The 26,290-nt window shown below is 60.9% G+C and carries 28 protein-coding genes, 1 tRNA gene and 1 pseudogene; 17 read left to right on the top strand and 13 right to left on the bottom strand.

The genetic code is table 11. The features are described 5' to 3' along the window. Nucleotides 1-29 precede the first annotated feature (29 nt). Nucleotides 30-896 (bottom strand): class I SAM-dependent methyltransferase, encoded by an 867-nt coding sequence (locus NKK47_RS16385; RefSeq protein ID WP_352454463.1) that lies wholly within the window; start codon nucleotides 894-896, stop codon nucleotides 30-32. 237 nt (nucleotides 897-1,133) lie between these two features. Beyond that, nucleotides 1,134-2,228 carry a glycosyltransferase family 4 protein gene (locus NKK47_RS16380; protein WP_352454464.1) on the bottom strand — a complete coding sequence of 365 codons (1,095 nt, stop codon included), beginning with the start codon at nucleotides 2,226-2,228 and terminating at the stop codon, nucleotides 1,134-1,136. A gap of 494 nt (nucleotides 2,229-2,722) precedes the next feature. Here NKK47_RS16380 and NKK47_RS16375 point away from each other — a divergent pair, with 494 nt between their 5' ends. The 10 genes and pseudogenes from NKK47_RS16375 (at nucleotide 2,723) to NKK47_RS16330 (ending at nucleotide 10,517) form a co-directional block, all read left to right on the top strand. Next, complete coding sequence (locus NKK47_RS16375) at nucleotides 2,723-3,079, top strand: SPW repeat protein (protein WP_352451366.1); 357 nt, start codon at nucleotides 2,723-2,725, stop codon at nucleotides 3,077-3,079. Between the two features lie 129 nt (nucleotides 3,080-3,208). Beyond that, nucleotides 3,209-3,658 (top strand): DUF2231 domain-containing protein, encoded by a 450-nt coding sequence (locus tag NKK47_RS16370; RefSeq protein ID WP_352454465.1) that lies wholly within the window; start codon nucleotides 3,209-3,211, stop codon nucleotides 3,656-3,658. Further along, nucleotides 3,658-5,004 (top strand): PQQ-dependent sugar dehydrogenase, encoded by a 1,347-nt coding sequence (locus NKK47_RS16365; protein ID WP_352577607.1) that lies wholly within the window; start codon nucleotides 3,658-3,660, stop codon nucleotides 5,002-5,004. Before NKK47_RS16370 ends, NKK47_RS16365 begins: the two co-directional genes overlap by 1 nt. A 6-nt stretch (nucleotides 5,005-5,010) precedes the next feature. After that, nucleotides 5,011-5,203: pseudogene (locus NKK47_RS16360) on the top strand (efflux RND transporter permease subunit); the annotation flags it as partial. Nucleotides 5,204-5,370: 167 nt separating this feature from the next. After that, the gene (gene coxB, locus NKK47_RS16355; protein ID WP_352454467.1) at nucleotides 5,371-6,186 is read left to right on the top strand and encodes a cytochrome c oxidase subunit II; all 816 of its coding nucleotides are present in this window, start codon (nucleotides 5,371-5,373) and stop codon (nucleotides 6,184-6,186) included. A gap of 91 nt (nucleotides 6,187-6,277) precedes the next feature. Beyond that, nucleotides 6,278-8,047 carry a cytochrome c oxidase subunit I gene (gene ctaD, locus NKK47_RS16350; RefSeq protein WP_023678901.1) on the top strand — a complete coding sequence of 590 codons (1,770 nt, stop codon included), beginning with the start codon at nucleotides 6,278-6,280 and terminating at the stop codon, nucleotides 8,045-8,047. After that, entirely contained in the window at nucleotides 8,044-8,748 is a 705-nt protein-coding gene (locus NKK47_RS16345; protein WP_023678902.1) for a cytochrome c oxidase subunit 3, read from the top strand. The genes ctaD and NKK47_RS16345 overlap by 4 nt, the downstream gene beginning before the upstream one ends. A gap of 13 nt (nucleotides 8,749-8,761) precedes the next feature. Beyond that, on the top strand, nucleotides 8,762-9,484 hold the full coding sequence (locus NKK47_RS16340) for a heme-copper oxidase subunit III family protein (protein ID WP_023678903.1): 723 nt from the start codon (nucleotides 8,762-8,764) through the stop codon (nucleotides 9,482-9,484). Nucleotides 9,485-9,494: 10 nt separating this feature from the next. Continuing rightward, nucleotides 9,495-9,899: a cytochrome C oxidase subunit IV family protein gene (locus NKK47_RS16335; protein ID WP_023678904.1), complete on the top strand. Its 405-nt coding sequence runs from the start codon at nucleotides 9,495-9,497 to the stop codon at nucleotides 9,897-9,899. A 144-nt stretch (nucleotides 9,900-10,043) separates the two neighbouring features. Continuing rightward, nucleotides 10,044-10,517: an aminoacyl-tRNA deacylase gene (locus NKK47_RS16330; protein WP_352577606.1), complete on the top strand. Its 474-nt coding sequence runs from the start codon at nucleotides 10,044-10,046 to the stop codon at nucleotides 10,515-10,517. Nucleotides 10,518-10,583: 66 nt separating this feature from the next. On the opposite strand, the gene NKK47_RS16325 is transcribed toward NKK47_RS16330, so the two are convergent. The 5 genes from NKK47_RS16325 to tig form a co-directional block, all read right to left on the bottom strand. Continuing rightward, nucleotides 10,584-11,396: a DUF2189 domain-containing protein gene (locus tag NKK47_RS16325; RefSeq protein WP_352577605.1), complete on the bottom strand. Its 813-nt coding sequence runs from the start codon at nucleotides 11,394-11,396 to the stop codon at nucleotides 10,584-10,586. Between the two features lie 316 nt (nucleotides 11,397-11,712). Continuing rightward, nucleotides 11,713-12,645 (bottom strand): heme o synthase, encoded by a 933-nt coding sequence (locus tag NKK47_RS16320; protein WP_352577604.1) that lies wholly within the window; start codon nucleotides 12,643-12,645, stop codon nucleotides 11,713-11,715. A gap of 147 nt (nucleotides 12,646-12,792) precedes the next feature. Continuing rightward, on the bottom strand, nucleotides 12,793-13,146 hold the full coding sequence (locus tag NKK47_RS16315) for a c-type cytochrome (protein ID WP_502894605.1): 354 nt from the start codon (nucleotides 13,144-13,146) through the stop codon (nucleotides 12,793-12,795). A 212-nt stretch (nucleotides 13,147-13,358) separates the two neighbouring features. Further along, nucleotides 13,359-13,880, bottom strand: coding sequence for a hypothetical protein (locus NKK47_RS16310; protein WP_352577603.1), 522 nt, complete (start codon nucleotides 13,878-13,880; stop codon nucleotides 13,359-13,361). Between the two features lie 160 nt (nucleotides 13,881-14,040). Then, nucleotides 14,041-15,516 carry a trigger factor gene (gene tig / locus NKK47_RS16305; protein ID WP_023678910.1) on the bottom strand — a complete coding sequence of 492 codons (1,476 nt, stop codon included), beginning with the start codon at nucleotides 15,514-15,516 and terminating at the stop codon, nucleotides 14,041-14,043. A gap of 344 nt (nucleotides 15,517-15,860) precedes the next feature. On the opposite strand from tig, the gene NKK47_RS16300 reads away from it, so the two are divergent. Further along, nucleotides 15,861-15,945: transfer RNA gene (locus NKK47_RS16300), tRNA-Leu, on the top strand. A 91-nt stretch (nucleotides 15,946-16,036) separates the two neighbouring features. On the opposite strand, the gene NKK47_RS16295 is transcribed toward NKK47_RS16300, so the two are convergent. Both NKK47_RS16295 and NKK47_RS16290 read right to left on the bottom strand, forming a co-directional pair. Next, nucleotides 16,037-16,621: a GDYXXLXY domain-containing protein gene (locus tag NKK47_RS16295; RefSeq protein ID WP_352577602.1), complete on the bottom strand. Its 585-nt coding sequence runs from the start codon at nucleotides 16,619-16,621 to the stop codon at nucleotides 16,037-16,039. Continuing rightward, on the bottom strand, nucleotides 16,618-17,736 hold the full coding sequence (locus NKK47_RS16290) for a DUF2157 domain-containing protein (protein WP_352577601.1): 1,119 nt from the start codon (nucleotides 17,734-17,736) through the stop codon (nucleotides 16,618-16,620). Before NKK47_RS16290 ends, NKK47_RS16295 begins: the two co-directional genes overlap by 4 nt. A 222-nt stretch (nucleotides 17,737-17,958) precedes the next feature. On the opposite strand from NKK47_RS16290, the gene NKK47_RS16285 reads away from it, so the two are divergent. The 5 genes from NKK47_RS16285 (at nucleotide 17,959) to NKK47_RS16265 (ending at nucleotide 20,757) form a co-directional block, all read left to right on the top strand. Further along, nucleotides 17,959-18,099 carry a DUF1127 domain-containing protein gene (locus NKK47_RS16285; protein WP_023678913.1) on the top strand — a complete coding sequence of 47 codons (141 nt, stop codon included), beginning with the start codon at nucleotides 17,959-17,961 and terminating at the stop codon, nucleotides 18,097-18,099. Between the two features lie 48 nt (nucleotides 18,100-18,147). Then, the gene (locus NKK47_RS16280; RefSeq protein ID WP_023678914.1) at nucleotides 18,148-18,288 is read left to right on the top strand and encodes a DUF1127 domain-containing protein; all 141 of its coding nucleotides are present in this window, start codon (nucleotides 18,148-18,150) and stop codon (nucleotides 18,286-18,288) included. Between the two features lie 381 nt (nucleotides 18,289-18,669). Further along, nucleotides 18,670-20,079, top strand: coding sequence for a methylenetetrahydrofolate--tRNA-(uracil(54)-C(5))-methyltransferase (FADH(2)-oxidizing) TrmFO (trmFO, locus tag NKK47_RS16275; RefSeq protein ID WP_352577600.1), 1,410 nt, complete (start codon nucleotides 18,670-18,672; stop codon nucleotides 20,077-20,079). A gap of 71 nt (nucleotides 20,080-20,150) precedes the next feature. Next, a complete protein-coding gene (locus tag NKK47_RS16270) occupies nucleotides 20,151-20,441 on the top strand; it encodes a type II toxin-antitoxin system ParD family antitoxin (RefSeq protein WP_352577599.1) in 291 nt (96 codons plus the stop codon). 130 nt (nucleotides 20,442-20,571) lie between these two features. Next, a complete protein-coding gene (locus NKK47_RS16265) occupies nucleotides 20,572-20,757 on the top strand; it encodes a type II toxin-antitoxin system RelE/ParE family toxin (protein ID WP_352577598.1) in 186 nt (61 codons plus the stop codon). An 86-nt stretch (nucleotides 20,758-20,843) separates the two neighbouring features. Here the strand turns inward: NKK47_RS16265 and NKK47_RS16260 are convergent, their stop codons facing one another. Genes NKK47_RS16260 through yajC form a run of 4 tightly spaced genes read right to left on the bottom strand, consistent with a single transcriptional unit; the run spans nucleotide 20,844 to nucleotide 25,047 of the window. Then, nucleotides 20,844-21,671: a phytoene/squalene synthase family protein gene (locus NKK47_RS16260; RefSeq protein WP_502905003.1), complete on the bottom strand. Its 828-nt coding sequence runs from the start codon at nucleotides 21,669-21,671 to the stop codon at nucleotides 20,844-20,846. 25 nt (nucleotides 21,672-21,696) lie between these two features. Further along, complete coding sequence (locus tag NKK47_RS16255) at nucleotides 21,697-22,086, bottom strand: Mth938-like domain-containing protein (protein ID WP_023678919.1); 390 nt, start codon at nucleotides 22,084-22,086, stop codon at nucleotides 21,697-21,699. 15 nt (nucleotides 22,087-22,101) lie between these two features. Beyond that, on the bottom strand, nucleotides 22,102-24,654 hold the full coding sequence (gene secDF, locus NKK47_RS16250; protein WP_352577596.1) for a protein translocase subunit SecDF: 2,553 nt from the start codon (nucleotides 24,652-24,654) through the stop codon (nucleotides 22,102-22,104). A gap of 51 nt (nucleotides 24,655-24,705) precedes the next feature. Continuing rightward, nucleotides 24,706-25,047: a preprotein translocase subunit YajC gene (gene yajC / locus NKK47_RS16245; RefSeq protein WP_352451381.1), complete on the bottom strand. Its 342-nt coding sequence runs from the start codon at nucleotides 25,045-25,047 to the stop codon at nucleotides 24,706-24,708. A 292-nt stretch (nucleotides 25,048-25,339) separates the two neighbouring features. On the opposite strand from yajC, the gene NKK47_RS16240 reads away from it, so the two are divergent. Next, entirely contained in the window at nucleotides 25,340-26,215 is an 876-nt protein-coding gene (locus tag NKK47_RS16240) for an ATP-binding protein (protein ID WP_352577595.1), read from the top strand. Nucleotides 26,216-26,290 lie beyond the last annotated feature (75 nt).

Below are 26,290 nucleotides of genomic sequence, written 5' to 3'. Positions count from 1 at the left end.
CCCGAGTACGTCAGAGCATTGACCTTGGACTAGTGGCCCTCGATCGCCTTGGGAGACACAAGGTATGGTATCTTGCCGACGCTGCGCTTCGTCGCGCCAATGGAATAGGCCATCGGTATCTTGGGAGAGTTCTCGGGTAGGCCGTACATATCCTTGCCGGCCCGCACGGCAAATGAAAAGTGCTGCCACGAAACCGTGTCATGCTCATTGAGAAAATCGAGCGTCAGACCAGCTGAAATCAGCGCATTCACCACGTCACTGATCGGGTGGATCCATTCATAATAGCGAGGATGCTTCAAGATGCGATCATCGCCGGTGTAGGTCAGTTCCTCGTTCCAGGCGAGCGGCCGAGCTATCGGCGTTCGCCAGTCGTGCTTCAATTCCAGGACCGCGGCCTTTCGATCGCACTGAAACATCAATGGATGGCCCTCGGCCATGTAGAGGCGGCCGCCGGGTCGCAGAAGATCGGTAACCACCCGCGCCCAACGGAACACGTCGTCCAGCCAGTTTACCGAACCCCAAGTAACGTAAGCGATATCAAAGGTCCGGCCGAGCGCTTCCACCGCCTCGAACAGTGGCGCTTCCACGAAGCGCACGTCGGTGCCTGCCTTCGCAGCAAAATCCCGCGCCGCCACGATCGCCGTCGGTGAAAAGTCGAGCCCGGTCACGCTGCCTGCGCCGAGATTCTTCAGGCTGATCGTGTCAAGACCGATGTGACACTGCAGGTGGACGATATCCTTGCCGGCGATATCGCCGAGCTCGCGTGTTTCCAGCTCATAGAGATTGGATCCGCCGGCCAGCACATTCTCGATGTGGTAGCTGCCCGTTGTGTCGGTCGAGTGCAGTTCGGCCCGATCATCCCAATTAAGGCGGTTCGCGCCCAGAAACCGTTCCAAATTCCCCCCACCCCTGACTGACGCATGGTAAACAAGTCGTTAAAGCACCTTTGCAGCGAAAGTAGCGCGCGTCAATCCGGACCGGGCGGCAGTGCGCCGCCGCTCGCGAAAGCATCAGCCCCGGGAAGGCTTGCTGCTGATCGAAGGCTTCTGGCGCGATCGCCGCGCCCGGCGACAAGACCCCGCAGGCGCTCCCGGACTCCGCCGTCGTGGTCTGTATGTGGATTAGTCGGTTCCTCAGCCCGGCACAGCCACCATCGCGATATTTCTGGAGAGCTCGTTTGTGGGGGCAACTGCGTCTGCCGTGCCGCTCGTGAGTGCTCGGTAGAGTGCCACATAATCGCTGCACATGCGCTCGACCGTGAACCGCTTCTCGAACGTCTGCCGCACTCGTGCGCGATCGAGGCTGTCTATGCGCCGGAGCGCGCCCACGGCTTCCTCCACCGTATCCACGATCCATCCGGACACACCGTCATCGATGATCTCCGGGACGGCGCCACGCCGGAACGCAACCACCGGCGTACCGCAGGCCATTGCTTCGATCGTTACGAGCCCGAAGGGTTCCGGCCAGTCGATCGGAAACAAAAGCGCTATCGCATTGCCCAGAAAATCCGCCTTTTGCCGCTCATCGATCTCGCCAATGAACTCCACGTTCGAATGCCGCAGCACTTGCGGCTCGACCCTTTCCTTCCAGAACGACTGGTCCACCTTGTCGATTTTGGCGGCGATCTTCAGGGGAAACCCGGCCCGCGCTGCTATTTCTATAGCCGTTTCCGGCCCCTTTTCCGGCGAGATGCGACCGAGAAACGCAAGATAGCCAGAGGTGTTCGGGTGGAATGGTAGAAGATCGCGGGGCAGGCCGTGATGCACGGTTCCAACCCAATTGACGGGCGGCATGGGCCGACGCTGGTCGAAGGAGATCGAGACCAGGGGAACGTCGTCGAACATCGCATAAAGCTGCGCCAGATCGGGCAGGTCGAGCCTGCCGTGAAGCGTGGTAACCGTTCGTCTGGCAAAATCCCGAATTATGGGGAAGTGCAGAACATCGACGTGGAAATGCAAAACGTCGAATTCATCGGCTCGCCGGCGCACCCGTTCAAGCATCATAACATGGTGCGGACCACCGTCCTGGACCCTGGGGTTCAGGCGCAGCGCGACGTCGCAACATCGCACCAGCTCGGCTGAGGTACGAGAATCGGCGCTGGCGAACAGCGTCACCTCATGGCCCTGTCGGACAAGTTCTTCGGTCAGATACGAAACAATTCGCTCGGTTCCACCGTAGGTTCGGGGCGGCACGGATTCGGTTAGCGGTGCGATCTGGGCTATTTTCATTTAGAAATCTTTTCGGCGGCGACCGCCGTCTTTCAAACAAGCTTCGGCGGCAACCAAGACAAGCGAGAGCTTCCAGTTGCGAAGTATTCTATGCAGAGCGTATTTATAGTTGTGCCGTCCGCGCTCCTCCCGTGCAATCAGGTTGCCCTTATTCAACTCCTCTGGATCCAAGAACTGCGATCCATGAGAAATGTTTCACCGGCTCGATAAAAAGACAGAATGAGCTACGCGCCGCCGCCCCGCCGCCCCCTGACAGGCAGGTTTGGATTTGTTCGATCACCATCAATTGATCCAGGCCTGCCGGTGCCCAATGGAACATAAAGCCCGGAATTCAGTTAGATAGCCGGATTTGACTGGAGTTCGCCACATGCGCAACTCCGGCCGGGCAAGGGCACTGCCGTGACACGGAGTGAGCGGCTTCGGGCGTATCGCGCCGAACTCAGGCACCACCTTGCCGAACTCGGGAGCCATAAACGCTCCTTATGGAGGATGCCATGAACCAGTGGACAAACGCCAGGCTCTGTGACGTAGCCAACCTGATCCTTGGGGCAATTCTGTTCTTCTCTCCCTGGATCTTCACATTTGCGGCAGGCCCGCAGACGCAGAACGCCCTCGGCAGCGGAATCTTGATCGTCGTGCTTTCGGTTGCCGCCCTCGCAGCATTTGCCGTGTGGGAAGAGTGGGTGAACCTGGTCGTCGGACTGTGGGTTCTCGCATCGCCCTGGGTGCTTGGATTCCAGGCGACCACGGCGATGACCGTGCATGTCGTGATCGGCATTCTGGTCGCCGTGCTGGCGGCGATCGAGCTCTGGATGATGTATCAGAACCCGCCGACCCAGTCCGCCGCCTAACAGGCGCAGCCAGCCAGCGCCCCTTTTTTGGGCCTGACGGATCTATCGGTCGTCTGCCGGTCTCTCGGCAACAGCCGCCGGAGGCCGGGCAGGCGGTTGTTTGGACGAGAATAGGAAGGGTGGCGCATTATGGTCGGTGACAATCCGCGTTCGACGGCCAGGATTGCGGGACATCCTATTCATCCGATGCTCGTGCCATTTCCGATCGCCTGCTTCGCCGGCACCCTGCTGACGGATCTAGCCTATTGGCGAACAGCGGAGATGATGTGGGCTGACTTCTCCGCTTGGCTGGTTACCATCGGCGTGATCATGGGCTGCCTAGCAGCGATCGCGGGGCTGATCGATTTCCTGGCCAATCCGCTGATAAGGGCACAGCCCCCCGCCTGGCCGCACGTGCTCGGCAATCTTCTGGCGCTGGCGTTATCCATCATCAACATGCTCGTGCACACCCGCGATGCATGGACCTCCATCGTTCCTACCGGCTTGATCCTCTCGGCGGTTGTCGTGCTCATCCTCATCTTCACTGGTTGGCTGGGCTGGTCCATGGTGTACCGGCATCACGTCGGAGTGGCGGATTGATGCGCATAGCAAGCTCCATCGGTCAGACCAGGCGCATCGCGGTGTCCGTCCTCGTTTGCACTGCGGCGATCACTCTTGCAGCGTGCAGCGGCAACGACCCGGATCCCAGCAGTCAGATAGGGCCGAATCCAAACCTGCCGGAGCCGATCCAATATTTCTTCCCGCCCATGCATCTCGCTTCCGTGGTCGGATGGAAGAACGACGAAAAGCCGACCGTCGCGCAGGGGCTGCAGATCCAGGCTTATGCCCACGGCTTGCAGCATCCGCGGTCGCTTTACGTGCTGCCCAATGGCGACGTCCTGGTGGTCGAGTCCAAGGCGCCGGGTGGCGAACCGATCAAACGGCCCAAGGATTTGGTGATGGGCTGGATCGAATCCTGGGTCACCTCGGGCGGCGACAGCGGCCCAAGCAACCGCATTACGCTGCTGCGCGACACCGATGGCGATGGCAAGCCGGAGCTGACCAGCGTATTCCTCGACCACCTGAGCTCCCCCTTTGGCGTGGCGTTGGTGGGAAGCGATCTCTACGTCGCCAATACCGACTCCATCGTCGGCTATCCCTACAACACCGGTGACACAAAGATCACCGCGCCCGGGACGCCGCTAACCGCCCTGCCCGGCGGCCCGATCGACCACCATTGGACGAAGAGCCTGGTGGCAAGCCCCGACGGCTCGCTGCTCTATGTCGGCATCGGCTCGAACAGCAACGTCGCCGAAAACGGCATCGAGGCGGAGAAGAACCGCGCCGCCATCTGGCAGGTAGACAGGGCCACCGGCCGGTCGCCCATTTTCGCCAGCGGTTTGCGCAATCCAAACGGCCTGAGCTGGGAGCCGCAGACCGGGGCGCTCTGGGCAGTGATCAATGAGCGCGACGAGCTCGGCCCCAATCTCGTGCCGGATTATCTGACCTCGGTAAAGGATGGCGGCTTCTACGGATGGCCATACAGCTATTACGGCCAGCATCTCGATCCCCGCGTCATGCCCCAACGTCCGGACCTGGTCGCAAAAGCGGTCGTTCCGGATTATGCACTGAGTTCCCACGTCGCCCCTCTGGGACTGGCCTTCTATACGGCAACCAGCTTTCCCGAGGCATATCGCGGCGGCGCCTTCGTTGGCGAGCATGGCAGCTGGAACCGCACGCGCTTCAATGGCTACAAGGTAGTGTTCGTACCATTCAGCGGCGGCCGTCCGAGCGGCGTCGCTACCGACGTGGTGACTGACTTCCTGGACAAGGACAACAAGGCGCGCGGCCGGCCTGTCGGCCTGGCTGTCGACAAAACCGGGGCCCTGCTCATCGCCGACGACGTCGGCAACACAGTTTGGCGGGTGACATCTGCCGGCCAATAAAGTGGCTCCACTCCCTTCGTCGAGCGTCGAGCAGGTGAACGGACACTGGTCGAAGCAATCGTGCTGACGTTCTTCGTCATGCTGCTGTTCCTGCAGAACCTGCGCGCGACGATCCCCGACGATCGCCGTTCCGGTGACTCTGCCGGGCACATTCGGCGTGCCCGCCCTTGCCGGTTACTCGACGCTGACGATGTTTGCCACCCGCTGCCGCTGATCACCGCCGAACCGAAGGACCGCCAGCGCCGAAATGGTATTTTTGCCCTTCCCACAGCCGGCTCTAGAATTTTCATCGCAAATCAAGTTATGATGCACTTGGTATTTCCCGGGACGGCTTGCGCCGCTTGGAATACCGGGAGGAACCGGGACATGGCGGTTGCGCTTGTACTCGTTCTGATAGTCGTGGGCTCGGTGTTGTTCCACTTCCTGAGCCCATGGTGGTGGACGCCGATTGCCTCGAACTGGGACTATATCGACAACACCATCATCATAACTTTCTGGATCACCGGTGTCGTCTTCGCCGCCGTGGTTCTTTTCATGGCCTATTGCGTCTTCCGCTTCCGTCATCGGGAAGGCAATCAGGCGGCATATGAACCTGAGAACAGGCGGCTCGAATCCTGGCTGACGGTCGTCACCGCGGTTGGCGTCACCGCTTTGCTCGTTCCAGGCCTGTTCGTCTGGAGCCGGTTCGTTAACGTTCCAAGCGACGCAACCGAGGTCGAAGTCGTCGGCCAGCAGTGGCAATGGAGTTTCCGCCTCCCCGGCAAGGACGGCAAGCTCGGCACATCCGACACTCGCGACGTCAACGCTGAAAATCCACTCGGCGTCATCGCCACCGATGCCAACGGCCAGGACGATGTCGTAGTGGAAGCGGCCGACCTGCACCTCCCGATAGGCAAACCGGTCAAGATGCTGCTCCGCTCGGTCGATGTGCTGCACGATTTCTACGTGCCGGAATTCCGCGCCAAGATGGACATGATCCCGGGCTCGGTCACCTATTTCTGGTTCACTCCGACCAAGACCGGAACCTTCCAGGTCCTGTGTGCCGAACTCTGCGGCCAGGGACATCCGATGATGCATGGCGTGGTCATGGTCGATACTCAGGAAGACTATCTGGCGTGGCTTGGCCAGCAGCAGACTTTTGCGCAGCTGTCCGCCCCCCAGCAGATGGGCTCGGCAGAGTAGGAAACCGGAACGACGGCGCGCCGTCGGGATTGAAATTAGTGTGGCAAGCCCGAACTGTCGGGCTGGCCGAAAAGGGCACGGAGGTGTTCCTATGGTCGATATCACACCTGCAGATGCGGTACCGCCGGCCGAAGTCGCGGAAATGGAACTCTACCATCCGCACAGCTGGTGGACGAAATACGTTTTCTCGCAGGACGCCAAGGTCATCGCCATCCAGTATTCGGCGACGGCGACAGCGATCGGCATGGTCGCGCTGGTGCTATCCTGGCTGATGCGGCTGCAACTCGGCTTCCCCGGCACATTCGACTTCATCACCCCGGAAGCCTACTACCAGTTCATCACCATGCACGGCATGATCATGGTGATCTACCTGCTCACGGCACTCTTCCTGGGCGGCTTCGGCAACTATCTGATCCCGTTGATGGTTGGTGCTCGCGACATGGTCTTTCCCTATGTCAACATGCTGAGCTACTGGATCTATCTGCTCGCGGTGCTGGTCCTGGTGTCGAGCTTCTTTGCGCCCGGCGGACCGACGGGTGCCGGCTGGACGCTCTATCCGCCGCAGGCAATCATGACCGGTACGCCAGGCGGCCAGGACTGGGGCATCATCCTGATGCTTGTCTCGCTGATCCTGTTCATCGTCGGCTTTACCATGGGCGGCTTGAACTATGTCGTGACGGTGCTGCAGGGGCGCACGCGCGGCATGACGCTGATGCGCCTTCCGCTTACTGTCTGGGGTATTTTCACCGCCACCATCATGGCGCTGCTCGCCTTCCCGGCGCTGTTCGTCGCCTGCGTGATGATGCTGCTCGACCGGGCGCTCGGCACCAGCTTCTTCATGCCGGCGATCGTCGAGATGGGCGAACAGTTGCAGCACGGCGGCGGCAGCCCGATCCTGTTCCAGCATCTGTTCTGGTTCTTCGGCCATCCGGAGGTCTACATCGTGGCGCTTCCGGCCTTCGGCATCGTATCCGACCTGATCAGCACCCATGCGCGCAAGAACATCTTCGGCTACCGCATGATGGTCTGGGCCATCGTCGGCATCGGCGCGCTGAGCTTCGTGGTCTGGGCGCACCACATGTATGTCAGTGGCATGCATCCCTATTTCGGCTTTTTCTTCGCCACAACGACATTGATCATCGCCGTCCCAACAGCCATCAAGGTCTACAATTGGGTGCTGACGCTGTGGCGCGGCGACATCCACCTCACGATTCCGATGCTTTTTGCCCTGGCCTTCATCGTCACCTTCGTCAATGGCGGGTTGACCGGCTTGTTCCTCGGCAATGTCGTCGTCGACGTTCCGCTGTCGGACACGATGTTCGTCGTCGCCCATTTCCATATGGTCATGGGGGTTGCCCCGATCATCGTAATCTTCGGCGCGATCTATCACTGGTATCCGAAGGTCACCGGCCGGATGCTGAACGAGACACTGGGCCGGTTCCATTTCTGGGTCACCTTCCTCGGCGCCTATCTGATCTTCTTTCCCATGCACTATCTCGGCTTGATGGGCGTGCCGCGGCGGTACAACGAATTGACCGACATGACGATCATGACGGAATCGGCCCACCACCTGAACTCGTTTATCAGCATCATGGCTTTTATAGTCGGTTTTGCTCAGATTGTGTTTCTGTTCAATCTCATCTGGAGCATCCGCCATGGCCGTGAGGCTGGCGGCAATCCGTGGCGGGCAACGACGCTCGAGTGGCAGACGCCCGAAACACCGCCCGCCCACGGCAATTTCGGCAAGGATCTGCCGATCGTCTATCGCTGGGCCTATGACTACAGCGTACCGGGAGCCAAGGAGGACTTCATACCGCAAAACGTTCCGGGCTCCTTCGCGCCCTCCAGGGAGCCGGCATGAGCGTAATCCTGGTCTTCCTGCTCGTGATCGCCGGTATTGCCGGGTGGTGGCTTTCCCATCAGCGGCTAATGACGAAGCCGTGGCTCGAGCAAGGTATGATCGGGGATTTTGTCGCTCTGGACCGATCGGCGCTGCCGACCGCAAAGATCGGTCTCGGCGTCTTCCTTGCCGTCGTCGGCTGCCTGTTCGCGCTGTTCACCAGTGCTTACTTCATGCGCATGGCGCTGTCGGATTGGCGGCCGCTGCCCATCCCGCCCCTGCTCTGGCTTAACACCGGCGTACTGGTCTTGAGCAGCATTGCAATACAGTGCGCTTCGCTCGCGGCGCGCAAGGGCCAAGTGGACATGGTCAGGCTTGGCCTCGCCACCGCTGGACTCACGGCGCTCGTCTTCCTGATTGGACAGCTTGTGGCATGGCGGGAACTGAGTGCGGACGGCTATTTTCTGGCATCCAATCCGGCCAACAGCTTCTTCTACCTGCTAACGGGAATGCATGGCCTGCATATACTGGGAGGACTGGTCGGGCTGGGCAGAACGAGCGTCGGCGCCTGGAACGGAGCGCAGCCGCAGCGGCTTCGCCTCAGTGTCGAGCTGTGCGCCATGTACTGGCATTTCCTGCTTTTCGTCTGGCTCGCCATCTTTGCGCTTCTGGCCGGCTGGGCTTCGACTCTAATCGACATTTGCCGAGGGTTGCTGACCTAGGAGGAACGGGCGGATGGCAGAGACGACACTGGCCCACATCGGCCGAACAGAGCCGCGGCCCGCAGGCTGGCAAGGCATCGCCGCCGACTGGTCCTCGGATCAGCGGGCGTTCAAAAACGTGTCCTGGGGCAAGGCCATGATGTGGATCTTCCTACTCAGCGACACGTTCATCTTCGGCTGCTTCCTGCTCTCCTACATGACCGCGCGTATCTCAACACGCGTGCCGTGGCCCAATCCGAGCGAGGTCTTCGCCCTGCGCATCGGCGGCTCCGACATTCCACTGATCCTTATCGCCATCATGACCTTCGTGCTGATCTCGAGCAGCGGAACGATGGCCATGGCGGTCAATTTCGGCTACCGCCGCGACCGCCGCAAGACGGCAGTGCTGATGCTCTTGACCGCAGCACTCGGCGCAACCTTCGTCGGCATGCAGGCCTTCGAATGGACCAAGCTGATCACCGAGGGCGTGCGGCCTTGGGGCAATCCCTGGGGCGCTGCCCAGTTCGGCGCATCCTTTTTCATGATCACCGGCTTCCACGGCACGCACGTGACGATCGGGGTGATCTTCCTGATCATCGTGGCGCGAAAGGTCTGGCGCGGAGACTACGACGTCGGACGGCCCGGTTTCTTCACCAGCCGAAGGGGCCGCTACGAGAACGTCGAAATCATGGGGCTTTACTGGCATTTCGTCGACCTGGTCTGGGTGTTCATTTTCGCATTTTTCTATCTTTGGTGAGAGGCAGGACATGGCTGAAGCAACCGCAAACGGCCTGGGACAGCATGCGCTGGACAGCGCCCGTACCCATGATGCGACGACGACCGGGTTTACCCCGGCGGAGGTTCACCAGGAGCACCCGATCAAGCTCTATCTGGTGGTCTGGGCGTGGTTGTTCATCCTCAGCACCTGCTCCTATCTGGTCGACTATTTCGGTCTCCACGGCTATCTCAGATGGTCGCTGATCCTGATCTTCATGATCCTCAAGGCAGGACTGATCGTCGCCATCTTCATGCACATGGCCTGGGAACGGCTGGCGCTGACATATGCAATCATCCTGCCGCCGGTGCTGGTGCTGGTGTTCGTGACGATGATGGTCTTCGAAGCGGACTACACGCTTCTCACCCGAATGGCGTTTTTCGGGGCCGGGCCCTGACATGCAGTCTGGATCCAGGCCGTCCGGTCCTGGAGCCTTCGCCTTGAAACTATCCACGGCTGGTCCATTTCTGTTGGTATCGGAAACGACAGGCGATGCCGGCGTTTCCACATGCGTCGCGAACACCAGCAAGGGGCGCCCAAGATGACCATCGCAAACAGACTGAAGGACTTCATCGATAGGAAAGGAATTTCCTACGACACCGTCGAGCATCACCGCACGGCGACAAGCAGACAATCCGCCATTGCGGCACATGTGCCTGGCAGCATAATGGCCAAATCGGTGGTCGTTCACCACGACCGTGGCTACGCGCTCGCCGTGGTTCCAAGCACGCACAGGATAGAACTCGCGACATTGCAGGATGTCATGGAGAAGCCTCTTGGACTTGCCTCCGAAGACGAGGTGGTCTCGTTATTCGGCGATTGCGATGTCGGCGCTGTGCCGCCGATCGGCGCTGCCTATGATGTGCCAGTGGTCCTCGATGAAAGCCTCGGCGACGCTCCCGAAATCTATTTCGAGGGCGGTGACCATAGGACGCTGGTGCATGTGAGCGGCAAGGATTTCCGCGACCTGACAAAGGACGCGCGCCAGGCCCGTTTCAGCCACCCGGCCTATTGAAAGCTCTGCCCCACCCTGCCCGCACCGGCACTTTCACCGGTGCGCGCAGGGCAGGTTTTTTTCAGCTCACGGTCTGGTGGCCGGCGGCGATTCCACAACTTTCCGATAGACATGCCAGGTCGCATGACCAAGGATCGGCAGCACGACTGCCAACCCGGCGAACACTGGCAGCGAGCCGACGATCAGGGCGACGGCGACGATAAGGCCCCACACGGCCATCACGATCGGGTTGGCCAGGACAACGCGCACCGAGGTGTGGATGGCTTCGTAGGCGCCGACATCGCGGTCGAGCAACAACGGGAATGCGACGACCGTGGTGCACAACACAACCGCGGCGAACACGAAGCCGATGGCGTGACCCAGGATGATGAGCGTCCAGCCGCGTCCCGTGGCGAATATTTCACTGATGAAGCTGGACAGCGATTGCGGCGGCGCCGGGCCGAACAGTGTCTGGTAGAATATCTGGGCCGTCAAAAGCCAGGCGATAAAGATCGCAAGCTGCATGACGCCGACCGCTGCAATAGCCGGCAGTGCCGGAGAACTCCTGACCTCAAAGGCGTGCCTCCACGAGGCGTCGAGCCCGGCTTCCCGTCGCCGGCTGATCTCATAGAGGCCGATCGCCGCGAACGGACCAATCAGTGCAAAGCCGGATACAAGCGGAAACAGCAATGGCAGCGTGTTGTTACCTGATGTCCAGACAGCAAGCACGACTCCCGCAATCGGATAGATCAGGCAGAGAAAAACGATGTGCGACGGTTTGACCATGAAATCATCGACGCCACGCCTGAGCGCATCAAAAAGATCGGAGACACCGATTTTTCGAATTCTGGTGTGTTCCAGCGTCTCGCCGGCGCCTGCTATCACGTGAAAGCTTGCCATGACCATTCCTCCAGACCAGGTCCGGTAAGGTCGCGTTTTACGGTGCTGCCGTTCTGCATGATTGGCCCACGCAAACCGCGACCTGCACCATGATCAATATACTCTCATGCGGGGGACTTGTCGCGCTTTGTAGGAAGGCCCGGGAGTAGGAGGTCCCGGGTAGCCTGACTAGCTACGGACGCCGTTCTTCGATATGCTCTTCTAGTCGAAGGTGAAGGTCATGGACGGAAGGACAGTTCTCATACTCGGCCTTGGCGTCGTTATTCTGCTGTTGCTGGGATTTTGTGCTCTGCCGACGTGATGTTTTGAGCCGGGGTCAATAGTCGGCTGAAGCGATCACTCGCATTACAATGGTGTCGGCAAGCAACGCCGCAAATATTGCGAAAAGATAGACAATCGAATACGCAAACAGCGCCTTTGCCGGCTTCATCTCCTTGTCGGCGACGAGAACCTTCCAGGCCTGCCAAATGAAACCTGCACCCAACGCGGCTGAAACAGTGCCGTAATATCCGCTCGCGAAGCCGAAGCCCCAAGGAAGCACGCCGATTGGCGCCAAGAGCAGCGAATAGGCGAAGATTTGTTTTCTGGTCGAGTGCTGGCCGGCCACATTCGGCATCATCGGGACCCCCGCCGCGGCATAGTCACCGACCTTGAAAAGGGCCAGCGCCCAGAAATGAGGCGGCGTCCAGAGGAAAATGATCAGAAACAGGATGAGACTTTCAATGCCGATTGCGCCGGTTGCAGCAGCCCACCCGATCACCGGAGGAAGGGCGCCTGCCGCGCCGCCTATGACGATATTCTGTGGCGTCGAGCGCTTCAGCCACATCGTGTAGATAACAACATAGAAAAAGATGGTGAACGCCAACAACGATGCGACGAGCCACCCCACCAGCACGCCGAGCGTCATGACCGACAGTGCGGAAAGCACCAGACCGAAGCTGAGAGCTTCGCCAGGCGTGACGCGACCGGACGGAATTGGTCGCTTGGACGTGCGAGACATCAAGGCGTCTATGTCTGCGTCGTACCACATATTGAGCGCGCCGGCGGCTCCCGCTCCAACCGCGATTGCGCCGATGGCAATTACGGCGATAACTGGATTCATCACGCCGGGCGCCATCATCAGGCCGACGAAGGCAGTAAACACGGCAAGCGCCATGACGCGTGGCTTCAAAAGCGCAAAGAAATCACCCGCCGTCGCCTCCGAGAGGCGGATGCCGGTATCCTTGAGACGGCTTTCTTCAGTCGACATTCAGACGACCACCGATGGGAATGGCAGCCTAGCCGGCCAATGTCTTTTTTGCAACGAGCCGCCCTCCCCACCGACACTGCCGGCAGATTGCGGCCGAGGCGATGCCTCGACCTGTTTGCTATGCCAAGATCCGGCGGAAGAGCCGGGCTATTTGGAGAATTGCTTCAGATAAGCAATGACGTTGGCGATGTCCTCGTCTTTCTTGAGGCCGACAAACGCCATCTTGGTTCCTTTGACCATCGCCTTGGGATCGCGAAGGTAGGTCGTCAGCGTGGCTTCGTCCCATTTAACGCCGGATTTTCCGGCCTCGGTCATAGCCTTGGAATAGCTGAACCCTGGATGCGTGCCGGCCGTTCGGCCGATGACGCCGTTCAAGGACGGACCGATCTTGTTCTGATCCTTGTCCGCGATATGGCAGACCTTGCATTTGGCGAAGACCTTCTCACCCGCCGCGGCATCCTGTGCCCGCGAGGGGCCGGCAATGACGGTGGCGACGGACATGATGATAAAAAACACAATGGCACGCATGGCATTTCCTCCCTGATCGCCAATTTGCCCTGGCTGACCTGCACAGGCCGACATTTAGTCCGCTGGCATGCGCTCTTGAATGGCAGAACGGATATCCAATGCCTGGGGTTGCGGCACCTACATACCACAGAACCCGGCCGGCAGGTAGAGTTCGGCCATGCAAAGGTTTAATGCGGACAATCTGCTCAAGGCAATTTGGTGTTGCAGCTGGCGGCGATCCGGCCGATCGCCTCTTCAACTCCGGTGAGGTCAAACTCGGCTTTGCCGCGCCCCGACAGCAGCCCGAACCGCCAGGACAGCAGCAGCCGGTCCGCGGAAATCAGTCGCCTGATGCCGTCGGCACCGTCGCGGACCAGCATTCTGCTGCGCGGGCCGACCGACCAGCTTTCGTTGAGCTTGCCGGATTGGCCGACAGTCACCGACATGGCGATGGTTCGGCTGGCGGAAACGGTGTCGCTCAGTTGCAGCCATTCGCTCCAACGCGGTTCGCCGGCTGTCCGGCAGGCGATCGTCAAAACCGGGCTGTAGCTCAATGCGCCGCCACCGGTGATGAGCTTGTTGGTCGCGTAAAGCGAGGCGGTGACAAGGCCATCGCTGCTCTTGTCGAACCGCCAGTTGTCGAGAACCGTATCAGCCTGGGCAATGCGGCAGACCGACGCAAGCAGGAACGCCGCCGCCACGCTTCCGATACCGAAGAACTGTCTCAACGATGCCTCCAACAACCGCTGCGGTCAGCAACCCAGCGCAGATAATCATCAAAGCTTCATATCGCTACCTCGACCGCCAGATGCGTGAAATCCGTTGCGTCTGCGCCACAACGAAAAAGGCCGCCTCGAGAAGGCGGCCTTTCGGAATTCAGCAGGGACGTTATTCAGCGTCCTTGGCGGCCTTCTTCTTCGGCGCGGCCTTTTTCTTCGGCTCTTCAGCGTCGTCGTCGGCCTTCTTGGTGTCCGCTTTTTTCGCAGCCGCCTTCTTCGCCGGCTTGGCCTTGGTTGTCTCCGTATCCTCGTCGTCGGCCAGCAGCTCTTCCTTGCTGACCTTGACATCGGTGACCGAAATCTGGCCGAGCAGATGGTCAACCACCTTCTCTTCGAACATCGGCGCGCGCAACGTGTTCAGCGCTTCGGGATTATTGCGATAGAATTCGAAGGCTTCCTGCTGCTGGTTGGCCGGATAGCGACGCACCTGCTCGAACAGGCCGCGCTGCAATTCCTCGTCCGTCACGGTGACGCCGGCCTTCTCGCCGATTTCGGCGAGAACCAGGCCGAGACGCACGCGGCGCTCGGCAAGCCGCATGTATTCGGCACGCGCTTCTTCTTCCGTCGTCTCTTCGTCGGCAAAGGTGCGCCCAGCAGCTTCGAGGTCGCGGTTGACCTGGTTCCAGATGTTGTTGAACTCGGCCTCGACGAGCTTGGACGGCGCCTCGAACGAGTAAGCAGCGTCGAGCTGGTCGAGCAACTGCCGCTTGACTTTCTGGCGCGTTATCGAGCCGAACTGGTTCTCGATCTGACCGCGCACCACCTCGCGCAGGCGCTCCAGCGATTCAAGGCCGAGATTTTTGGCCATCTCGTCGTTGATCTCAAGCGCACCGGGCTTCGACACTTCCTTGATCGTCACGTCAAAAGTGGCTTCCTTGCCGGCCAGATGCGCCGCCTGGTAGTTTTCCGGGAAGGTAACCGTGACCTGCTTCTCGTCGCCGGCCTTGCTGCCGACCAGCTGGTCCTCGAAGCCGGGGATGAATTCCTTCGAGCCGAGCACCAGCGGCTGATCGGTGCCGGCGCCGCCGCCGAAGGCTTCGCCGTCGATCTTGCCGACATAATCGATGGTCACACGGTCGCCCTCGGCGGCCTTGCCGGTCTTCGGCTCGTAAGTGCGGGCGGATTCAGCGACACGCTTGACCTGCTCGTCGATCTCTTCATCCGGCACGTCGAACACCTGGCGCGTCACCTTGATGTCGGAGAAATCCTTGATCTCGATCGGCGGAATGACCTCATAGTTCAGGCGGAACTCGAAATCGGCACCGCCTGCCAGGATCTTCTCGGCTTCCTTCTCGTCCTCGGTCATGATCACTTCAGGCTGCATGGCGGCCTTTTCGCCGCGCCCGGTGATGATCGAACGGGTCGAATCATTGAGAATCTCGTTGACCACTTCGGCCATGAATGATTTGCCGTAGACCTTGCGCAGATGCTGAACCGGCACCTTACCGGGGCGGAAGCCGTTGATGCGGACCTTGTTCCTAGCATCGGAGAGCCGCGCCATCAGCTTGGCTTCCATGTCACCGGCCGGCACGGTGATCTTGATCTCGCGCTTGAGACCGGAGTTGAGCGTTTCGGTGACCTGCATCATAAAACCTTTGTTTCCACCAATGAGGCCGTCAAACGGCCCCTGCCGTTTACAGCCTGCCGGTATGATCTTGCCGGGAATGGCTTTTGGTGCGGGACTTGGCGATCTGTCCGCTCAACGCGGCACAAATCCTCCAGAAATACGCTCCAAAAATGTGAATAAGTCTTTGTTTTTCCTACTTCTTATCACATTCTGCAGAAGCGGATCGTCGCGTCCCGTCACATTCGACACGCCTTTTGTCACAGGCGCGGCCGATTTTCAACCGTCTTTGCATTCCGGCCAATGATGCCGATATCGGCCCTGACATTGACAGAATGATGGCTACATGGGATTGGCCGGGCAATGCGGATGTGGCGGAATTGGTAGACGCCCTGGATTTAGGTTCCAGTGCCGAAAGGCGTGGGGGTTCGAGTCCCTTCATCCGCACCACCCTTCGCTCTTCGAGCTTCGGGTGGCAGGCCACTCGAAGCTCCTCCGAAGCCTTGGCGAAGGAGGATCATTGCCAAGGCCGTAGCGCGATCTAATAAAGCGGCTCCTCGAACAGTGTCTTGTCGCCGTCCACCAGCGCCTTGATCTGCGCCGTGCCGTTGGCCGCGATCGCCACCCGGATGCCGAACGGCCGCACCCGCATGTCGTTCTGGATCGCTATCCCCTCGCCTTCCGGTAGATAGAAGCGCTCGATGCCGTACTCCGGCGCGATCGTCGTTGCTCCCTGGCTGATATTCCAGCCCTCGGAGACGTGTCCGACGATATCGGCTTCGCCGGATGCTGCCGGCGCCGGCGCTTGCCCGAACCAAGCCGCGGTCGGCCCCCAATAGCCATCGGCGCCCTGCTTCAGCCTGACCACGATCGACGTTTCCTCGCTGGAAAGCTTGCCGGCCGGAATGTTGCCGATCAGTTTCACCGGTATGCGCGAAATATCGTAGCCGAGCAGAATGTAGTCACCGCGCAAGAGATCGCGCGGATCGATCGGCTCAACCCTGAGCAGGACCTGCTTGCCATCGCGCAGGATCGCCGCGCGTCCGGCGATGATCCAGCTCAGAAAGCCGATCTGGACGAGCGCCAGGACCAGCGCCGAGATGATCAGTCTTTTGCCGGTCATCATGCCGCCGCTCCTGTCATGTTCGAGGCGTTCATGCGCTTTTCTATGCGGATGATAATGAAAGCAAGAACGGCGAGAAGCACCGCCGCCGCAAGGAAGAAGCCTGCCGTGTCGAGCATTGATTGCAGCATCACCACATAGATGATGGCGAGTTCGAAGGCGAAGCCCGCATAGGCAACCCAGCGCAGTCCCCGGCTCTCGCGGCCGCCCAGCACGATCGCCGCGACGATGCCGGCCAGCGCAACAGCCGAGGCAATGGCGAAGCCGCTATTGTAGCTGCTTTCATCCGCCAGTTCGAATTGGATCATCGCCAGGCCTGTGAGAAAGCCGATCAGCGCGTGCAAGGGCAACCTGCCGCCGAGTTGCAAAACCCTCTCGACCGGCCCGGCAGCAAAGATCGCAGCGGTAAAAAGCAGCACCGACGCGGCAACGAGCGGGATGGCGACTTGCAGCGTGTCGTATTCCATGGCCAACAGCACGAGGTAGAAAAGGACCGACAGGATGATCAGGTGGCGCGCCGCCTGGCTGCGCGTCCAGAACGAAACGGCGAACAGAATTAGCGCCATGACCACGAAGAGATGCGGAAATTCCGTGCGCCGGAAGTAGTCGAACCCTCTCAGGAACAGCCAGGCATCGGCGATGCCGACGGCAGCGACGGTCAGCGGGTTTGAGCGCAGCGCCACCGCCGCCAGCGCGGTGCCGGCGCCCCAGGTGATCAAGGCCGAGGCCTCGTCGCCCGACAAATGATACATCTGGCCGATCAGCGCGATCGAACCGCCGAATGCCGCCGCCGCGACGATCCACAGCGCCTCGCCGATCGCCGCATGGTCGCGCATCTTCAGCACCGCCCCGCCGACATAGCCGGCAAGGATAACGGCAAAAAGTGCCGCGACCCGCACCAGCCGCGGGATGACTTCCCAGTTGGCGGCGATAAAGATCAGGATAGCCGCGCCGAACAGCAGCGCCGCCATCATCGCCAGGATCGAGCCGAAACTCAGCGATTTGCGTTCGTTTGCCTCGACGTCGCGCGTTAGAGCCTCGGCTGTCGGCGCGTCGATCAGGCCAGCCTGCTGCCATCGCGCGATATCCGACCTGACCCGTGACGAATAGCTCGCCATGCCCCTCCCCCTTTGCTTGGTCCTTTTAGCTCGTCCGGCCAAACGTTTGACCTAACGGCATTTTCCGATCTGGGCGGAAAACCGGACGCGCGTTAATGCTGCATTGCACAATTTGCATTGCTGCCATGCACCAATAGCGCTTTTAAATCGATATGACCCCACCTATTTTCACGGTGCACACAAAGACGGAATGATCCGAAAGAAAGACGAAACGAGACTACCATGAACCTGATCCGCAACTATCGCAACTGGCGCCGCTATAGGGACACCGTGTCCGAGCTGAACCGCCTGAGCACCCGTGAACTGACCGACCTCGGCATCAGCCGCAGCGACATTCACTACGTCGCCCGCAAGGCGGTCTAATCCTTCGGGCCGCAAATGGTCCGAACCAGTTTTGAAAAGAGAACGACAATGAACCTGATCCGCAACTATCGTAACTGGCGCGTCTACCGCGAGACGGTTACCGAGCTGGGTCGCCTGTCGAATCGCCAGCTCAACGATCTCGGCATCGTCCGCGACGAGATCAAGATGGTCGCTCGCAGGGCGATCTAACCACAAGAATTTCGCCAGGGTCGACCTCCTCCCCGACCCTGACGGATACGGTCAGCCTTCACCTCCTCCCGAGGGTTGACCACAAAAACGGCGCCCGCCGGACCTCCTCCCCCGGCGGGCGCTGTTTCTAGGTTGTTTCTAAAAAGGGTTTCGCGCCCTTTCAAATGGCGAAAGGAATTTCGTCTAAGCCGACCTCCTCCCCGGCGATGGCGAATACGGTCGATCTTCACCTCCTCCCGAGGATCGGCCAACAAAACGACACCCGCCGGATCTCCTCCCTCGGCGGGTGTTGTTGTTTTGGGCGGTCTTTCCTAGGCAGCCCACTTGCGGTGCGATCCCTGGCAATTGCAATCCTTGCGCCAAGCGACTATTTCGGCGCTCATGGACAAGAACCCCATTCACGTTATCGGCGGCGGTCTCGCCGGCTCCGAAGCCGCCTGGCAGGCGGCCGAAGCCGGCATTCCCGTTGTCCTTCATGAAATGCGTCCCGTCCGCGGCACCGATGCGCACAAGACCGACGGGCTGGCCGAGCTCGTCTGTTCCAATTCCTTCCGCTCCGACGATGCGCAAACCAATGCCGTCGGCCTGCTGCACGCCGAAATGCGGCTGGCCGGTTCGCTGATCATGAGCGCCGGCGACGCGCATCAGGTGCCGGCCGGCGGTGCGCTCGCCGTCGACCGCGACGGATTTTCCGAAGCGGTAACCAGAAAGCTCGAAGCCCACCCGCTCATCACCATCCAGCGTGAGGAAGTGCCCGGCCTGCCGCCGGCGGACTGGGACCAGGCGATTATCGCCACCGGCCCGCTGACCGCGCCTTCGCTCGCCCAATCGATCGCCGAAGCAACCGGCGCCGACGCGCTCGCCTTCTTCGACGCCATCGCGCCGATCGTCCATTTCGACACGATCGACATGGACATCTGCTGGTTCCAGTCGCGCTACGACAAGATCGGCCCCGGCGGCACCGGCAAGGACTACATCAACTGCCCGATGGACAAGGAGCAGTACCATGCCTTCGTGCAGGCGCTGGTCGACGGCCAGAAAACCGAATTCAAGCAGTGGGAAGGCACGCCCTATTTCGACGGCTGCCTGCCGATCGAGGTGATGGCCGAGCGCGGCGTCGAGACATTGCGCTACGGGCCGATGAAGCCGATGGGGCTGACCAATGCGCATAATCCGTCCGTAAAGGCCTATGCCGTCGTCCAGCTCCGCCAGGACAACGCACTGGGCACGCTCTACAACATGGTCGGCTTCCAGACCAAGCTGAAGCACGCCGAGCAGGTGCGCATATTCCGCTCCATTCCCGGGCTGGAAAACGCCGAATTTGCCCGCCTCGGCGGCCTGCACCGCAACACCTACATCAATTCGCCGACGCTGCTCGACGCCTCGCTACAGTTGAAGTCGCGGCCCGGCCTGCGTTTTGCCGGCCAGATCACCGGCTGTGAGGGCTATGTCGAGAGTGCCGCCATCGGCCTGCTCGCCGGGCGTTTCGCGGCCGCCGAAAGGCTTGGCCGTGCACCATCGCTGCCGCCGTTGACCACCGCTTTCGGCGCGCTGCTCAACCACATCACTGGTGGCCATATTGTCTCCGACGACGAGCCGGGAAAGCGCTCCTTCCAGCCGATGAACGTCAATTTCGGTCTGTTCCCGCCCGTGGACGCGCCAAAGATCGAGGGCAAGCGGCTGCGCGGCAAGGACAAGACGGTCGCCAAGCGGCACGCCGTGACGTCGCGCGCGCTCGCCGACTGCCGCGAATGGCTGGGGCTGCCTTTTCGGGCGGAAGCGGCGGAGTAGCTCCCTGCTTGCGGATTGCGCGGGCGCAGAAGTAGGATAACATCCTACTTTGTATCGCGAGGCCAAATTCCATGGAATCCGCTGAAAAACTGTCAATCACCGTAACGCCCGCCATGGCGCGTATGATCCGCGAAAAGGTTGAAGACGGCTCCTTCGGTTCGGCCAGCGAAGTCATCCGCGCAGCGCTTCGCGCCTTCCAGCGCGAGGAGGAAGAACATGCCGAGCGCATGGCCTCGATCAGGGCGCGTGTAAAGGCGTCGATCGAGGATACGAGGCCTGGCTATACCGGAGAAGAGGTGCGCGATCATCTCCGAGGACTGTTTGCTCAGTATTCAGGCCGCGCTGATGATTCAGCGGCTTGAGGTCGCTACCGTGAAACCGCCAGAAACGATCTGGCTGACATTTTCAAGCACATCATCGAGACCGGCGGAAATCCGGACATAGCGCTGAAATTCGTGCTTCGAATCGAACATCGCTGCCGAAGCATCGGCAATGCACCCGCGTGGCGGCCGGCCGCGCGATGACATTGCACCAGGGTTGCGAACGGTGCCGTTCGAGCACTCGGCTATTATCGCCTATGTTCTCAGCGACGATCTTGTTCGCATCGTCAACATCTTCTACGGCGGTCTCGATTATGAGACGCTGATGCGCGATGGCGGATCGAGTAATCCATCGTGATGAAAAACTACTCGGCCGGGGCGATGCTCGCCGCCTGCAGTCCAGGCTTGGCGGCCTCCCCGGACTTCCTCATTGGTCATCAGCCTTCATGCGGCCGGCCAGCCTCGCGTCGCTCGCCGGAACAAAAGCCAATGCCGGCGCAGGACAGAGAGCCGCACCGCGCTATCAAGCGGTGAGTGGCGGGAGCCCTCCATCTTGCCGAGATACGCGCCCGTCAGAGCCAGCGGCAGAAAGGCCGGGCGTAGCGAAACCGGCAGAGCGGACGCCCCCTGCTCGAAAGCGGAAAGATGCTCGCGTGCCAGCGCGATCATCGCGGCAACGGCGCGTTCCGCGCCCGGCCCGCCGTCACCTGTAACGAACTCTTGCGGCGACGATCCCGCCGCCGCCAAAATATCGGCCGGGACAAAGCACTGTCCCCGCTTGCGATGCAGCGGCAGCAGAAGCAGGAGACCGGTCATCGCCTGCGCACAACCTGCCCTGCCGGCAAGTTCGGCAAAGCGTGGTGCTTGGACCGGATCGAGCACGATCGCCGCAAGCTGGATGAGCGCGGCGGCAGTCTCGCCGCAATAGCCTTCGAGGTCAGTGCGCGACGGCATCGGGTCGTCATAGAGATCGAAGATGCGCGCTTCGAGCATATTGTCGAAAGCGGCCTTGGGCAGGCGGTGAGTGGAAATAGTCGCCTTCAGCGCGTCCGCCACGGGATGGCCGACCTCAGCCCCATCCTCTTCGGCGGCGATGACGTCTCGCCACCATTGCAGCCGCACCTCGCCCGGCAGCGCCTCGTGGATGCGGTCGCGTATGCCGGCGATTTCGGCGTTGAAGGCATAGAGCGAAAACAGCGCGTCGCGCTTGTTCTCGGGCGCGTAGAGCACGCTGAGATAGCGGTCATGGTCGGCGGCACGCACCGTCTCCATGACGAGTTTGGTGTTTTCGGCCACGTCAGTCGACGGCAATGAGCGCCGCGGCCACGGCGCGGTTTTCCGCCAGCAGCACATTGTAGGTCCGCACAGCCGCCCCGGTCGACATCGGATCGGCGGAAATGCCCGCTTCTTTCAGTGCCGTACGCAGCGCGGCGGGCAACGGCCTCAGATCCTTGCCGCTGCCGACCAGCAGGATCTCGACCTTGTCGGCCTCGTTGAACAGCTTGGCGAAATCCGCTGCCGTCAGCGCCAGCGGATCGGCCGGCTCCCAGCCATAGATGCCCGAAGGCAGGCACAGCAGCGAGCCGCGATGCGACATGTCGGCAAAGCGGAAACCGCCATTGCCGTAAGCCTCGATCGGTGCGCGGCCGGGGAAATGCGCCTCGCGGATGACGATGCCCTTGGCCACTTTTGAGGCAAGCCGTCAGGTGGCTATGGCTTTGCCGCCGCCCACCGGCTTTTCCTCATCGGACGCTGTGGCCTGCGGCCGCAGCTTGAACAGGATAAGCAGTGGCGCGGCGATAAAGATCGACGAATAGGTGCCGAACACGACGCCGAACAGCATCGCCATGGTGAACGAGCGGATCACCTCGCCGCCGAACAGCACCAGCGCCAGCAGCGCCAGGATCGTCGTCACCGAGGTCAGCGTCGTCCTCGACAGCGTCTCGTTGATGGCGTTGTTCAGCAATTGCGGCAGCGGCATTCGCTTGTATTTTCGCAGATCCTCCCGGACGCGGTCATAGACAACGATCGTATCGTTGAGCGAATAACCGATTATGGTGAGGATCGCCGCCAGCGACGATTGGTTGAATTCGAGGCCGGTGATGACGAAGAAGCCGATCGTCATGACCACGTCGTGCACGGTCGCAACGATGGCGCCGACCGCGAATTGCCATTCGAAGCGGAACCAGACGTAGATCAGGATGCCGAGCAGCGCGACCAGCATGGCGATGGTGCCTTGCTTGGCAAGCTCGCCCGAGACCGTCGGCCCCACCACTTCGACGCGGCGGAAATCATACTGGTCCTGCAACTCGCCGCGCACCTTGTCGATGACGGTCTGCTCGGCGTTCTCGCCGCCCTCCTGCGTACCGACGCGGATCAGCACGTCGTTCGGCTCGCCGAACTGCTGAACCTGCACCTCGCCGATATTGAGTTCCGTCAGCCTGCCGCGGATGTCGGCCAGATCGGCATTGCCGGCCTTGGACTGCACCTCGATCAGTGAGCCGCCCTTGAAATCGATGCCGTAATTGATGTCGATGGTCATGAAGCCGATGACCGACAGCACCGAAAGCACGCTGGACAGTGTGAACGTCCAGCGGCGGATGCCCATGAACGGAATTTTCGTGCCGGGTGGAATGAACGTCACCGGCGCCCGCGGCAACTCCTTCGGACGGGCGCGGCGAAGCCAGATCGACACCAGCAAACGGGTGAAGGTGAAGGCGGTGAAGACCGTGGTCAGGATGCCGATGGCATAGGTGACGGCAAAGCCCTTCACCGGCCCGGTTCCGAGCCAGAACAGCACCACGGTTGCGATCAGCGAGGTCACGTTGGAATCGACGATGGTCGCCAGCGCCTTGCTGAAACCGGTATCGATCGCCTGAATGACCGAGCGGCCGGCACGTCGCTCCTCGCGGATGCGTTCATAGATGAGGACGTTCGAATCGACCGCCATGCCGATGGTCAGCACGATACCGGCGATACCAGGTAGGGTCAGCGTCGCTCCAAGCAGCGACAGCAGCCCGACGATCATCGCAACATGCACCGCCAGCGCGATGTTGGCGAGGAAGCCGAGGAAACCGTAGGCGACGAACATGAACGCCACCACCAGGATTGACCCGATGATACCCGCGACCTTGCCGGCATGGATGGAATCCTGGCCGAGACCAGGCCCCACGGTGCGCTCCTCGATCACAGTCAGCGTCGCCGGCAAAGCACCGGCACGCAGCAGCACGGCGAGGTCGTTGGCGCTCTCGGCAGTAAAATTGCCCGAGATTTGGCCGCTGCCGCCAAGGATCGGTTCGCGGATCTGCGGCGCCGAAATCACCTGATTGTCGAGGATGATGGCGAACAGCTTGCCGACATTCTGCGATGTCGCCTGGCCGAACCGCGTCGCTCCCCTGGAATTGAAGGTGAACGAAACCACCGGCTCGTTGGTCTGGGAATTATAGGTCGCACTCGCTTTGTCGAGGTCTTCACCCGAGACGATGACGCGGTTCTCGATCAGATAGGGAACGGGCGGATCGTCCTGCGAATAGAGCACCGAGGACCCCGCCGGCGGGCGGCCCTTGAGCGCATCCTGCACCGGCATCGACTGGTCGACCATCTGGAAGGTCAGCTTGGCGGTCTGGCCGAGGATCTCCTTCAGCCGCTGCGGATCCTGCAGGCCCGGCACCTGGACCAGAACGCGATCGTCGCCCTGCCTTTGCACGATCGGCTCGGTGGTGCCGAGCTCGTTGACGCGGCGACCGACGACCTCGATCGACTGCGTCAGCGCCGCCGAGGTGCGGTATTTGATGCCGGCCTCGGTGACGGTGAACTTGAGCAGGCCGGGCTGGGATTCATCCAGTGTCATCTCCCGGATGGAGCCGCCGCTGAACAGGCCAGCTTGCACCGGATCGGTTAATGTCTTCAACGCATTCTTGGCGGCATCGACCTGATTGGCATCGGTGATGCGGACCTGAACGCTGCGGCCCGATCCGGAAAGGCCGGTATAGCCGACCTTGGCATTGCGCAGCAGCGTTCGAATTTCGTCGCGCGTCGTCTCCAGCTGGTCCTTGATCAGATCGTTCGGATCCATCCTGAGCAGGATGTGCGAGCCGCCCTGCAGGTCGAGGCCGAGCGTCATCTGCCGCTTCGGCACCCAGTCGGGCAACTTGGCCAGCGTGCTGGCGGAAAAAAGGTTGGGCGCAGCGAGGACCACTGTGGCGGCCACGGCCAGCCAGATCAGGATCATCTTGAAGCGCGAAAAATAAAGCATATGGCGTCGTCCGTCAGGGCGTACTGGCGGATCGTTCCGCCGACAATTCGGTTATTTCTTGGCGTTCTGGTTCGCCACCGGCTCGCCCTTGACGCGCACGTCGGCGATCGTCGAGCGCAGCGCCGTCACCTTGGTACCGCCGCCAAGGTCGATCTCGAGCTCGTTATCGTCGATCACCTTGGTTACCTTGCCGACCAAGCCGCCACCGGTGACAACGGTGTCGCCGCGGCGAACCGCCGCCAGCATCTCGCCGCGCTTCTTCAGCTGCGTACGCTGCGGCCGGATGATCAGAAAATACATGATCACGAAAATCAGAGCAAACGGCACGATCTGGATAAACATTGCGGACGAGTCCCCGCCGATGCCTTGGGCGTATGCCGGTGTCACGAACATCGAGGTACTCCTGAATTTTAAAAACAGCCGCCAAACCGTTCTGGGAATTTGACGGCCCCGCCAAATTTGGCCGGAATATAGTCGGTAACGTTGCCAATGCAACTGCGCGGCCGGGCAAATCGGCTGCTTTTCCGGCCTGGTGAGCCGTGTTAGAGGGTGATCCCCAAAAGCGACGCTCGGTTTCCGCAAAAGATCATGCCCGAACAAATGCTTGGGACGAGTTTCGAAACCGCTGAAATCAGGTAGGTTGGCCTGCCGCACCATCCTGAAAGCGAAACAAAAAAGACAAGAGATGACCGACAGTACCATCGATATCCTGAGCCAGAAGCTCGACCGCCTGATCGAGGCGGTCGCCCGCCTCGCCCCGCCGCCGGTGCCGCAAACCGACCTAGGCGAGGCCGATTGCTTCGTCTGGCAGGCCGATCCCGGCTATCTGGAGCCGGTGCGCAAGGTCAACCGCGTCGACATCGGCCTGATCCGCGGGGTCGACCGCGTCCGCGACATATTGGTCGACAACACCGAGCGCTTCGCCTCAGGCTATGCTGCCAACAACGTGCTGTTGTGGGGCGCGCGCGGCATGGGCAAATCGTCGCTGGTCAAGGCGGTGCACGCCGCGGTCAACGCTTCGGCCAACCTCGACCTGCCGCTCAAGCTTATCGAGATCCATCGCGAAGACATCGACACGCTGCCGAAGCTGATGGGCCTGCTGAAGGCAGCACCCTTCCGCTTCATCCTGTTCTGCGACGACCTGTCATTCGACCACGACGACACGTCCTATAAATCGCTCAAGGCAGCGCTTGAAGGCGGCGTCGAGGGCCGCCCGGCCAACGTCATCTTCTACGCCACCTCGAACCGGCGGCATCTGTTGCCGCGCGACATGATCGACAATGAGCGCTCGACCGCGATCAATCCGTCGGAAGCGGTCGAGGAAAAGGTGTCGCTGTCGGACCGTTTCGGCCTGTGGCTTGGCTTCCACAAATGTTCGCAGGACGAATATCTCGACATGATCGACGGCTATGTCCGCCATCACGATCTCGCCATCGATCCCGAGACGCTGCGCGCCGAGGCGCTGGAATGGGCGACGACGCGCGGCAGCCGTTCGGGCCGCGTCGCCTGGCAGTTCACCCAGGATCTGGCAGGCCGGCTCGGCAAATCGCTGAAGGATTAGCCGCTCAAGGACTAACAGCAGAAGAAGCCCGCACCTTGCGGAGCGGACTTCCTCGGCGGGCTGAAGGTCAGGTGG

Origin of the sequence: Mesorhizobium sp. M0019 (genome assembly GCF_040323975.1) — a bacterium.
Lineage (GTDB): Bacteria > Pseudomonadota > Alphaproteobacteria > Rhizobiales > Rhizobiaceae > Mesorhizobium.
The sequence above is the reverse complement of the archived record's forward strand: the minus strand, read 5'-3'. Positions and strand labels throughout refer to the sequence as shown.

What these genes read in the sequence shown, in the direction of transcription:
- NKK47_RS16380 (WP_352454464.1), bottom strand. Translation starts at nt 2,228, where the DNA reads ATGAAAATAGCCCAGATCGCACCGCTAACCGAATCCGTGCCGCCCCGA.
- NKK47_RS16375 (WP_352451366.1), top strand. Translation starts at nt 2,723, where the DNA reads ATGAACCAGTGGACAAACGCCAGGCTCTGTGACGTAGCCAACCTGATC.
- NKK47_RS16370 (WP_352454465.1), top strand. Translation starts at nt 3,209, where the DNA reads ATGGTCGGTGACAATCCGCGTTCGACGGCCAGGATTGCGGGACATCCT.
- NKK47_RS16365 (WP_352577607.1), top strand. Translation starts at nt 3,658, where the DNA reads ATGCGCATAGCAAGCTCCATCGGTCAGACCAGGCGCATCGCGGTGTCC.
- coxB (WP_352454467.1), top strand. Translation starts at nt 5,371, where the DNA reads ATGGCGGTTGCGCTTGTACTCGTTCTGATAGTCGTGGGCTCGGTGTTG.
- ctaD (WP_023678901.1), top strand. Translation starts at nt 6,278, where the DNA reads ATGGTCGATATCACACCTGCAGATGCGGTACCGCCGGCCGAAGTCGCG.
- NKK47_RS16345 (WP_023678902.1), top strand. Translation starts at nt 8,044, where the DNA reads ATGAGCGTAATCCTGGTCTTCCTGCTCGTGATCGCCGGTATTGCCGGG.
- NKK47_RS16340 (WP_023678903.1), top strand. Translation starts at nt 8,762, where the DNA reads ATGGCAGAGACGACACTGGCCCACATCGGCCGAACAGAGCCGCGGCCC.
- NKK47_RS16335 (WP_023678904.1), top strand. Translation starts at nt 9,495, where the DNA reads ATGGCTGAAGCAACCGCAAACGGCCTGGGACAGCATGCGCTGGACAGC.
- NKK47_RS16330 (WP_352577606.1), top strand. Translation starts at nt 10,044, where the DNA reads ATGACCATCGCAAACAGACTGAAGGACTTCATCGATAGGAAAGGAATT.
- NKK47_RS16325 (WP_352577605.1), bottom strand. Translation starts at nt 11,396, where the DNA reads ATGGCAAGCTTTCACGTGATAGCAGGCGCCGGCGAGACGCTGGAACAC.
- NKK47_RS16320 (WP_352577604.1), bottom strand. Translation starts at nt 12,645, where the DNA reads ATGTCGACTGAAGAAAGCCGTCTCAAGGATACCGGCATCCGCCTCTCG.
- NKK47_RS16315 (WP_502894605.1), bottom strand. Translation starts at nt 13,146, where the DNA reads ATGTCCGTCGCCACCGTCATTGCCGGCCCCTCGCGGGCACAGGATGCC.
- tig (WP_023678910.1), bottom strand. Translation starts at nt 15,516, where the DNA reads ATGCAGGTCACCGAAACGCTCAACTCCGGTCTCAAGCGCGAGATCAAG.
- NKK47_RS16295 (WP_352577602.1), bottom strand. Translation starts at nt 16,621, where the DNA reads ATGATGACCGGCAAAAGACTGATCATCTCGGCGCTGGTCCTGGCGCTC.
- NKK47_RS16290 (WP_352577601.1), bottom strand. Translation starts at nt 17,736, where the DNA reads ATGGCGAGCTATTCGTCACGGGTCAGGTCGGATATCGCGCGATGGCAG.
- NKK47_RS16285 (WP_023678913.1), top strand. Translation starts at nt 17,959, where the DNA reads ATGAACCTGATCCGCAACTATCGCAACTGGCGCCGCTATAGGGACACC.
- NKK47_RS16280 (WP_023678914.1), top strand. Translation starts at nt 18,148, where the DNA reads ATGAACCTGATCCGCAACTATCGTAACTGGCGCGTCTACCGCGAGACG.
- trmFO (WP_352577600.1), top strand. Translation starts at nt 18,670, where the DNA reads ATGGACAAGAACCCCATTCACGTTATCGGCGGCGGTCTCGCCGGCTCC.
- NKK47_RS16270 (WP_352577599.1), top strand. Translation starts at nt 20,151, where the DNA reads ATGGAATCCGCTGAAAAACTGTCAATCACCGTAACGCCCGCCATGGCG.
- NKK47_RS16265 (WP_352577598.1), top strand. Translation starts at nt 20,572, where the DNA reads ATGCACCCGCGTGGCGGCCGGCCGCGCGATGACATTGCACCAGGGTTG.
- NKK47_RS16260 (WP_502905003.1), bottom strand. Translation starts at nt 21,671, where the DNA reads ATGGAGACGGTGCGTGCCGCCGACCATGACCGCTATCTCAGCGTGCTC.
- secDF (WP_352577596.1), bottom strand. Translation starts at nt 24,654, where the DNA reads ATGCTTTATTTTTCGCGCTTCAAGATGATCCTGATCTGGCTGGCCGTG.
- yajC (WP_352451381.1), bottom strand. Translation starts at nt 25,047, where the DNA reads ATGTTCGTGACACCGGCATACGCCCAAGGCATCGGCGGGGACTCGTCC.
- NKK47_RS16240 (WP_352577595.1), top strand. Translation starts at nt 25,340, where the DNA reads ATGACCGACAGTACCATCGATATCCTGAGCCAGAAGCTCGACCGCCTG.